The organism is Denitrificimonas caeni DSM 24390 (genome assembly GCF_000421765.1).
In the GTDB taxonomy this organism is placed as follows: domain Bacteria; phylum Pseudomonadota; class Gammaproteobacteria; order Pseudomonadales; family Pseudomonadaceae; genus Denitrificimonas; species Denitrificimonas caeni.
The window spans coordinates 176,572-185,233 of record NZ_ATXQ01000007.1 but is presented as its reverse complement, the minus strand read 5'-3'; the positions used below and the strand labels follow the sequence as shown (position 1 = coordinate 185,233).

Genomic DNA, 8,662 nt, shown 5'->3' with positions numbered 1-8,662 from the left:
CTCACCCGTCCGCCGCTCGTCAGCAGAATAGTAAACTACTCTCTGTTACCGCTCGACTTGCATGTGTTAAGCCTGCCGCCAGCGTTCAATCTGAGCCATGATCAAACTCTTCAGTTATATACTGATCGGATTTTGAGAAAATCCTAAACTTGGCTCAGCAATCGCAAATATCTTTTATTAGTAAACTAAAAAAGACAAAAATAATTCTACAAATTTACATTCGTTGAATAACTTGTGTTTGCTGATAATCTTGCTGACTATCAATCATCTAACACAAGCACCCACACGAATTGCTTGATTCAAATTGTTAAAGAACGTTTCAATGAAGTCTTTCGGCTTCAGCGAGGAGGCGTATTCTACACTCTCCAAAGTAACTGTCAAGGTTTATTTTCTGGAAGATTTCAGATCCTTCCGTCTAACTCCTTGTTACCGCTGAGGTTCTTACGTTCCTCGTTGGTAGGCCGCGCATTCTACAGCAGACTGCGAACCTGTCAAGTTAATTTTTAAGTTATTTCCTTAAGAATCAACATGTTACGTTAAACTGTGTAACCTTGTTTGCCTAACGAGGTGCGCATTCTACACACTTTAAAAAAGCTGTAAAGGGCTATTTTGCAGATCGTCTAATTTAAGCTGAATTGTCAGTACTGGGAACCGCAACGTATAGGTTTGCTTTCGATAACACGCTGGCCCTCTGCATTATAAAGCCATGCTCTAACCGTCCAGCCCTTTGCCAACGCGCGAATACTATAGCGCTGGCCAGCTGCAAACTCAGGATAAGCAATATCAACCAGGCAACGACGCTGACTATCAGCAGCATTACTGCCGCTGCGCTCATAGGTTAAACGCACTTGCAGTTGATGCTCACCGGCACTGACTTGAAAGTAACGCGCATCGATAACCTTATTGCCATCCATACGTTGCGCTGAAAGCCTTTGCCCTGCCTGTGACAGCACATCAATCCACGCCATACTTGGATCATGCTCAGGAAGCGGCGCTGCACAAGCATTACAGGTAACTAATAATGCTGCACTAGATATAGATTTCAACCACATCTTCAGTCTCCTCTATATAGCTTTTAGCCAAAGAACCAATAACAAACACTGATTGCCGCAATCACGCCGGCCAACTCAGCCAGCAACGCACAACCCACAGCATGGCGCGCGCGCTGGATACCCACAGCGCCGAAATACACAGCTAAGACATAGAAAGTGGTTTCAGTACTGCCTTGAATGGTTGCGGCAACCAATGCAGGGAAGCTATCTACACCCTGGCTTTGCATGGTTTCAATTAACATCGCCCGCGCGGCACTACCAGAGAATGGTTTAACCATGGCGGTGGGCAGCGCATCAACAAAACGTGAATCCCACTGCAGCCAATCGACTAACCAACGAATGCCATCTAAACCAAACTCGAGCGCTCCGGAAGCGCGCAATACTCCGACAGCACATAGCATAGCGATTAAGTACGGCAGTAACTCTTTAGCGACCTGAAAACCTTCTTTAGCGCCTTCAACAAAGGTTTCATAGACCGGCACTTTACGTATCATGCCCAACACCAAGAAACTCATGATGATGCCAAACAGAGTTAGATTGCCCAGCAAAGACGATAAACTTGCTAATGCGGTTGCACTTAAGCTGCCTAATAGCGCCATAAACAAACCGAGTAGCAACGCACAAGGGATGAGGTAGGCTAAAACCACTGGGTGCCAAATCCGTAAGCGCTGCATAAAGGCTACGGATAACAGTCCAACTAAACTCGATGCGCTGGTGGCTAATAATATCGGCAAAAATACTAAGGTGGGATCAGCTGCTCCTTGCTGGGCTCGATACATAAAGATGGTGACCGGCAGCAAGGTTAACGATGAAGCATTCAAAACCAAGAATAGTATCTGCGCATTACTGGCAGTGGTCGCAGAAGGATTGATCTCTTGCAAGGCGCGCATGGCTTTAAGGCCAATGGGAGTGGCGGCATTATCTAAGCCCAAACCATTGGCGGCAAAGTTTAAGGTAATTAAACCCAGTGCCGGATGTCCGCGTGGTACCTCTGGCATCAGTTTGGCAAACAACGGCCCGAGCAATCTGGCCAAGAGATCGACTAAACCCGCTTTTTCAGCAATCTTCAGAAAGCCCAACCACAAGGTCAGGGTTCCAAACAGCAGCAGCATGACATCGACCGACAGCTTAGCCATATTAAACAGGCTTTCTACCATCGCCGCCCACACACCCGGATCACCACCGAACCAACGCACCAGCCCAGCAATACTGGCAACGATAAAGAAACTCAGCCATAAGCCATTTAACATACAAGGTGCTCCTAGGGTTAACGGCTCATTTGTGTGGTCAGAGTTAACAGCATTGCTGCTGTTTGCGCATCTGGCTCACCGTCATAAACATCTGGTCGGTACTTCATTTGAAAAGCAGCGAGGACATTGCGCGTTGCTTCATCCAACTCACCGTGCTCAGGTACGGCGTAACCCACTTTAGCCAAATGCTCTTGATACCAAGCGATTGAAGGCAACTGCTGAGTAAATACAGCTAAATGCATCGCTACCGCGTCTGGGTCTGGCCAATGAATTAAACCCTCTTGTGCTAAGCGCTGCCATGGAAAAGCAGGACCTGGATCAACTTTACGCTGTGGTGCAATATCACTGTGGCCGATCACACTATCAGCCGTTAAACCATGTCTTTGCATAATGTCTTTCAGTAGCAACACCAAGGCGTCAATTTGCTCGCTACTCCAAGGTTGCCACACTCGCCCTGCCGCTGTGTCGCGATAACCCTGATTAACCATTTCAATACCGATGGAACTGGAGTTTAGCCAAGTACGTCCCTTCCACTGGCTGTTACCGGCATGCCAAGCCCGCCGGTTCTCATCGACTAAGCGGTAAATCGTCGCCGGCTGTTCAGCAATTAGATAGTGGCTGCTGACGTCTTTTTCACTTAACAAATACAAAGAGCGTGGTAGGTCACTGGAGGTGTAATGCAGCACAATAAACTGCACACGGCTGTCTTGCCCTACGGCTTGATAACTGTCATCAAATTTAAGCCCACTACAGCCTGACAACAATAGGGTCGCAAACAACACCATGGAATATTTCATCTTCAACCTATTTTTATACCTAAAAGAAACCCTAAAGCCTGATACTTGCTAAAACTTAAAGGCGGCATTCTCACTGACCATGCACACGATACCTTGTTGACAGCAGCCTTTCAGTAGTTGCTCTATTATCACTGGTAACTCAACACTGTTCGTATCGCTTATTTTAGCTATGATCACGACTCAACAACCTCCAATAGAGCCTACAAGGACAATAATAATGAAAACTCTAACCGATCATTTGACACAGTATGCGGCCTATCACCGTGACCAACGCAATATCATCACTCACTTTATTGGTATTCCTTTAATCGTCGTGGCCGTCGCTATTTTACTCTCACGCCCAAACTTGATGATAAACGGACTATGGGTTTCCCCTGCCATGGCTGTCGCCATTGTTGCTGCTTTGTTTTATCTAAAGCTCGACCGCGCTTTGGGCGCATGTATGGCTCTATTACTTGCTCTGTGTGTGTGGCTGGGAATGTATTGCGCGCAATTGTCCACAGGTGCTTGGCTTGGTTGGGGTATTGGTAGTTTTATTGTCGGTTGGATTATTCAATTTATCGGCCACTACTATGAAGGCCGTAAGCCCGCTTTTGTCGATGATATTATGGGCTTAGCCATTGGTCCTCTGTTTGTCGTAGCAGAATTAGCTTTTCTGTGCGGACTGCGCAAACCTCTGCAAGAAGAAATTGAAAAACGTTTAAGCACACAGAGCAGGAAATAAGTGGGCAACTATTTAAATAAGCGTGAGTCTTACGGCTACAAAATAGATTAAGGATCTTATTATGCGTTACGACACTGACAGTCACACTCCCGTTATGGGGTACTTACTGTGGATCTTTGGTTTTTTAGGTTCGCATCGTTTCTATTATGGTAAACCTGTAACTGGCACCCTCTGGTTTTTTACTTTGGGCTTATTGGGTATTGGCTGGATCATTGATTTATTTTTAATCCCCGCTATGGACCGACAAGCCAGCATGCGTTTTCACACCGGGCGCATAGATTACAACGTGGCATGGATACTTCTAACTTTTTTAGGTGTATTCGGTGTGCACCGCATGTATCAAGGTAAATGGATCACTGGGATTTTGTACCTGTGCACAGGCGGCTTCTTCTTAATTGGTGTGCTCTATGATTTCTGGACCATGAACCAGCAAATCTCGATTAAGAATCAAATCTTTAACTCATCTTTGTAATAATCGACTGCGCTAATAAAAAAGCTGCTTAACGCACAGAGCGACAAGCAGCTTTAACTATCGAGCAATTGGTTTAGCGTTTTTTTGGACGCGGCCAGTTTTCTAAATTTCGCTGACGTCCACGCCCTACCGCCAAAGCATGCGCTGGCACATCCGCAGTAATAGTCGAACCAGCACCCGTGGTCGAGCCATCACCTAAGTTCAACGGCGCAACCAATGAACTGTTGGAACCGATAAAGACATCTTCGCCCATCACCGTTTTAAACTTATTAGCACCATCGTAATTACAGGTAATAGTGCCTGCGCCGATATTGCTGCGCGCACCAATATCGCTGTCACCTAAATAGGTTAAATGCCCAGCTTTAGCGCCTTCACCTAAGCGCGTATTTTTAAGCTCAACAAAGTTGCCCACATGGGCGCGTGCAGCCAATACTGTACCTGGGCGCAAACGCGCAAATGGACCGCAATCGGCACCTTCACCGACATCAGCACCTTCTAAGTGACTGTTGGCTTTAATCACCGCACCAGCGCGCAAAATAGAATCTTTAATCACGCAGTTCGGACCAATTGAGACATTATCAGCGATCTCAACCTTGCCTTCTAAGATCACATTAATATCAATCAATACATCACGACCGACACTGACCTCACCGCGCAGATCAAAGCGCACAGGATCAAGCAGAGTCACGCCTTGTGCCATTAAACGCCGCGCTGCGCGTTGTTGATAATGGCGCTCCAACTCCGAGAGCTGTAAGCGGTCATTGGCACCCTGCACTTCCATGGCATCACTAGCAGTTTCAGTAGCGACGCGCAAATCATCGGCTACCGCCATCGCGATAATATCGGTGAGGTAATACTCACCCTGCGCATTGCTGTTGGAGAGTCGACCGAGCCAATCAATTAAACGCTGGCGAGGCACAGCAAGGATACCGGTATTGCCTTCACAGATTTTCAGCTGCTCTGGACTGGCATCTTTATGCTCAACAATGGCCTGAACGGCGTTTGCTTGATTGCGGACAATACGACCGTAACCCGCTGGATTAGTCAGATTAACAGTCAGGAGCGCCATGCTGTCCGCACTTAAGTGGGTCAGCAAACTTTCTAGCGTTGCGCCTTCAATCAAAGGCACGTCACCGTACAACACCAAGGTGTTCTCAGCTTTTAAGTGAGGAATGGCTTGGGCAACTGCATGACCTGTACCCAATTGCTCGCTCTGCACAACAAAACTCACATCAGCCGCAGCCAATTGTTCACGCACCAATTCGGCACCATGGCCAATTACCACTTGAATACTGGCAGGCTTTAAACTGCGCGCAGTTTGCAGCACATGCGCCAACATGGATTGACCCGCTATCGGGTGCAGCACTTTGGGTAAGGCCGAACGCATACGCGTACCTTGGCCAGCGGCGAGAATAACAATATCCAGCGACATGCTATACATCCTAAATAAAAAATTGAATGGCGCTTAAAATCTCAAAAATAAGCAATAAAAAAGGGCAGCCTTAGGCTACCCTTTTTCAGTGTTACGATGAAGCTAGATTTGCTTATCGGCGAACATTTTTACGCAGTTCGCTAATAGTGCGCAGTTGCGCTGCCGCTTCTGCTAAACGTATAGCTGCTGCTGCATATTCAAAATCAGCTGATTGATTCTGAAGTTCTTGCTCAGCAGCTTTTTTCGCTTCAAGGGCTGCAGCTTCATCAAGGTCAGCAGCACGGATTGCCGTATCTGCTAAAACCTTAACCATGTATGGCTGTACCTCGATAAAACCACCAGAGATGTAATACACCTCTTCTGTGCCACCCTGCTTAATCACCCGGACAGGGCCCGGTTTGATTGTAGAGATGAGTGGTGTGTGACCAGGCAAAATACCCAAATCACCCATGTGACCATGAGCGACGACCATTTCGACCCGACCCGAGAACAACTCTTCTTCTGCACTAACAATGTCACACTGGACTGTTCTGCTGGCCATATAAATCGCCTCAGTTTTTAGGCGGAGCGGATACCGATGCATCCGCTGCCATATTGCTCACCATTAAGGTTCGCAAATTACATTTTGTTCGCTTTTTCAACGGCTTCGTCGATGGTACCAACCATGTAGAACGCTTGTTCTGGCATGTCATCGTAGTCGCCGTTCAAGATACCTTGGAAACCACGGATGGTTTCTTTCAGCGATACGTATTTACCTGGCGCACCGGTGAAAACCTCGGCCACGAAGAATGGCTGAGACAGGAAGCGCTGGATTTTACGTGCACGAGATACTAACTGCTTATCTTCTTCAGACAGCTCGTCCATACCTAGAATCGCAATGATATCTTTCAGCTCGGTGTAACGTTGCAATACATACTGAACACCACGTGCACAGTCGTAATGCTCTTGACCGATAATCGCGGCATCAAGCTGACGTGAGGTTGAGTCCAGTGGGTCAATTGCAGGATAGATACCCAAAGATGCAATGTCACGTGACAGAACAACGGTGGCATCCAAGTGCGCAAACGTAGTGGCTGGAGATGGGTCAGTTAAGTCATCCGCAGGTACGTAAACGGCTTGAATTGAAGTAATAGAGCCTGACTTAGTAGAGGTAATACGCTCTTGCAGAACACCCATTTCTTCAGCCAATGTTGGCTGGTAACCTACCGCTGAAGGCATACGACCTAACAGTGCAGATACTTCAGTACCGGCCAAGGTGTAACGGTAAATGTTGTCAATAAACAACAGTACGTCACGGCCTTCGTCACGGAATTTTTCAGCCATGGTCAAACCAGTCAAAGCAACGCGTAAACGGTTACCTGGTGGCTCGTTCATTTGACCGTAAACCAGCGCTACTTTATCGAGAACGTTGGAGTCTTTCATCTCGTGATAGAAGTCGTTACCTTCACGAGTACGCTCACCAACACCAGCGAATACTGAGTAACCACTGTGCTCGATAGCAATGTTACGGATCAGTTCCATCATGTTTACGGTTTTACCAACACCCGCACCACCGAACAGACCAACTTTACCACCTTTAGAGAACGGGCAAATAAGGTCAATAACCTTAATACCTGTTTCTAGAACTTCGTTGCCGCCCGCTTGTTCTGCATAAGAAGGTGCCGCGCGGTGAATACCCCAACGCTCTTCTTCGCCAATTGGGCCAGCTTCGTCGATTGGGTTACCCAAAACGTCCATGATACGACCGAGGGTTTTAACGCCCACAGGTACAGTAATTGGACCACCTGAGTTAACCACTTCTAGACCACGTTTTAGACCTTCGGTCGAACCCATGGCAATAGTACGTACTACACCGTCGCCCAACTGCTGCTGAACTTCTAGTGTAGTTTCAACGCCCTGTACTAACAGTGCGTCATAAATGTTCGGGACCTGTTCGCGTGGGAATTCCACGTCGATGACGGCGCCGATAATTTGAACGATACGTCCGCTACTCATATCTGGTTCCTCTGAATATTTGAACCGTTCTTAAACCGCGGCAGCGCCGCCGACGATTTCTGAAATTTCTTGAGTGATCGCTGCTTGACGAGCCTTGTTGTAAACCAGTTGTAGGTTATCAATAAGGTCGCCAGCATTGTCAGTTGCATTTTTCATCGCAATCATTCGAGCCGCTTGTTCGCATGCTGAGTTCTCAACAACCGCTTGGTAGACCTGAGATTCGATATAACGAACGATCAGAGCATCCAGTAATTCCTGGGCGCCTGGTTCGTAAATGTAATCCCAAGAGCCAAGGCGATCGCCTTCAAGCCCGGCATCAACCGCCAGTGGCACTAACTGCTCAACTGTTGGTTTCTGCGTCATAGTATTCACAAACTTGTTAGACACTATGTATAAGCGATCAAGACGACCTTCAGCGAAGCCATCCAGCATTATTTTAATACTGCCAATTAAGTCAGTAATTGCTGGCTGCTCACCGAGATCAGTGATTGCTGCAACGACATTGCCACCGTAACTACGGAAGAAACTTACACCTTTTTTGCCGATCACGCAGAACTCTGCTTGAACGCCATCTTGTTGTAAGCCCTTCATATTATTAATCAGGGCCTTGAACAGGTTAAAGTTCAGACCGCCGCACAGACCACGGTCGGTCGACACGAGGATATAACCCACGCGTTTAACCGGACGTTCGACCATGAATGCATGCTTGTACTCGGCATTGGCTTCAGCTAAATGGCCAATGACCTGACGAATTCGCTCTGCATAGGGACGACCAAGATTCATGCGCTGTTGTGCTCTGCGCATTTTACTGACCGCCACTTTTTCCATGGCACTTGTAATCTTTTGCGTACTTTTGATGCTCGCAATTTTACTGCGAATCTCTTTTGCGCCTGCCATTTGTCACCCTTCAGGTTAAGCAAGTAGGGGCTTTAACACCCCC

At 47.3% G+C, this 8,662-nt stretch carries 9 protein-coding genes and 1 rRNA gene; 2 read left to right on the top strand and 8 right to left on the bottom strand.

Annotated elements, in window-relative coordinates; translation table 11 throughout:
- The 4 genes from H591_RS15355 to H591_RS0111240 form a co-directional block, all read right to left on the bottom strand.
- Positions 1–117: ribosomal RNA gene (locus tag H591_RS15355) — 16S ribosomal RNA — on the bottom strand; the annotation flags it as partial.
- A 521-nt stretch (positions 118–638) separates the two neighbouring features.
- Complete coding sequence (locus H591_RS0111250) at positions 639–1,052, bottom strand: PA0061/PA0062 family lipoprotein (RefSeq protein WP_022967064.1); 414 nt, start codon at positions 1,050–1,052, stop codon at positions 639–641.
- 23 nt (positions 1,053–1,075) lie between these two features.
- On the bottom strand, positions 1,076–2,302 hold the full coding sequence (locus H591_RS0111245) for a nucleoside recognition domain-containing protein (protein ID WP_022967063.1): 1,227 nt from the start codon (positions 2,300–2,302) through the stop codon (positions 1,076–1,078).
- Positions 2,303–2,319: 17 nt separating this feature from the next.
- Positions 2,320–3,099 (bottom strand): N-acetylmuramoyl-L-alanine amidase, encoded by a 780-nt coding sequence (locus tag H591_RS0111240; protein WP_028244376.1) that lies wholly within the window; start codon positions 3,097–3,099, stop codon positions 2,320–2,322.
- A gap of 217 nt (positions 3,100–3,316) precedes the next feature.
- Between H591_RS0111240 and H591_RS0111235 the strand changes: the two genes are divergently transcribed.
- On the top strand, positions 3,317–3,823 hold the full coding sequence (locus H591_RS0111235) for an Mpo1 family 2-hydroxy fatty acid dioxygenase (RefSeq protein WP_022967061.1): 507 nt from the start codon (positions 3,317–3,319) through the stop codon (positions 3,821–3,823).
- Between the two features lie 61 nt (positions 3,824–3,884).
- Positions 3,885–4,295: an NINE protein gene (locus tag H591_RS0111230; RefSeq protein WP_022967060.1), complete on the top strand. Its 411-nt coding sequence runs from the start codon at positions 3,885–3,887 to the stop codon at positions 4,293–4,295.
- 73 nt (positions 4,296–4,368) lie between these two features.
- On the opposite strand, the gene glmU is transcribed toward H591_RS0111230, so the two are convergent.
- The 4 genes from glmU to atpG all read right to left on the bottom strand — a co-directional run bounded on the left by glmU (position 4,369) and on the right by atpG (position 8,619).
- Positions 4,369–5,727: a bifunctional UDP-N-acetylglucosamine diphosphorylase/glucosamine-1-phosphate N-acetyltransferase GlmU gene (glmU, locus tag H591_RS0111225; RefSeq protein ID WP_022967059.1), complete on the bottom strand. Its 1,359-nt coding sequence runs from the start codon at positions 5,725–5,727 to the stop codon at positions 4,369–4,371.
- 112 nt (positions 5,728–5,839) lie between these two features.
- Positions 5,840–6,268, bottom strand: a complete 429-nt coding sequence (locus H591_RS0111220; RefSeq protein ID WP_022967058.1) for a F0F1 ATP synthase subunit epsilon — start codon at positions 6,266–6,268, stop codon at positions 5,840–5,842.
- Positions 6,269–6,345: 77 nt separating this feature from the next.
- Positions 6,346–7,722: a F0F1 ATP synthase subunit beta gene (atpD, locus tag H591_RS0111215; RefSeq protein ID WP_022967057.1), complete on the bottom strand. Its 1,377-nt coding sequence runs from the start codon at positions 7,720–7,722 to the stop codon at positions 6,346–6,348.
- Positions 7,723–7,752: 30 nt separating this feature from the next.
- Positions 7,753–8,619, bottom strand: a complete 867-nt coding sequence (atpG, locus tag H591_RS0111210; protein WP_022967056.1) for a F0F1 ATP synthase subunit gamma — start codon at positions 8,617–8,619, stop codon at positions 7,753–7,755.
- Positions 8,620–8,662: the final 43 nt, after the last annotated feature.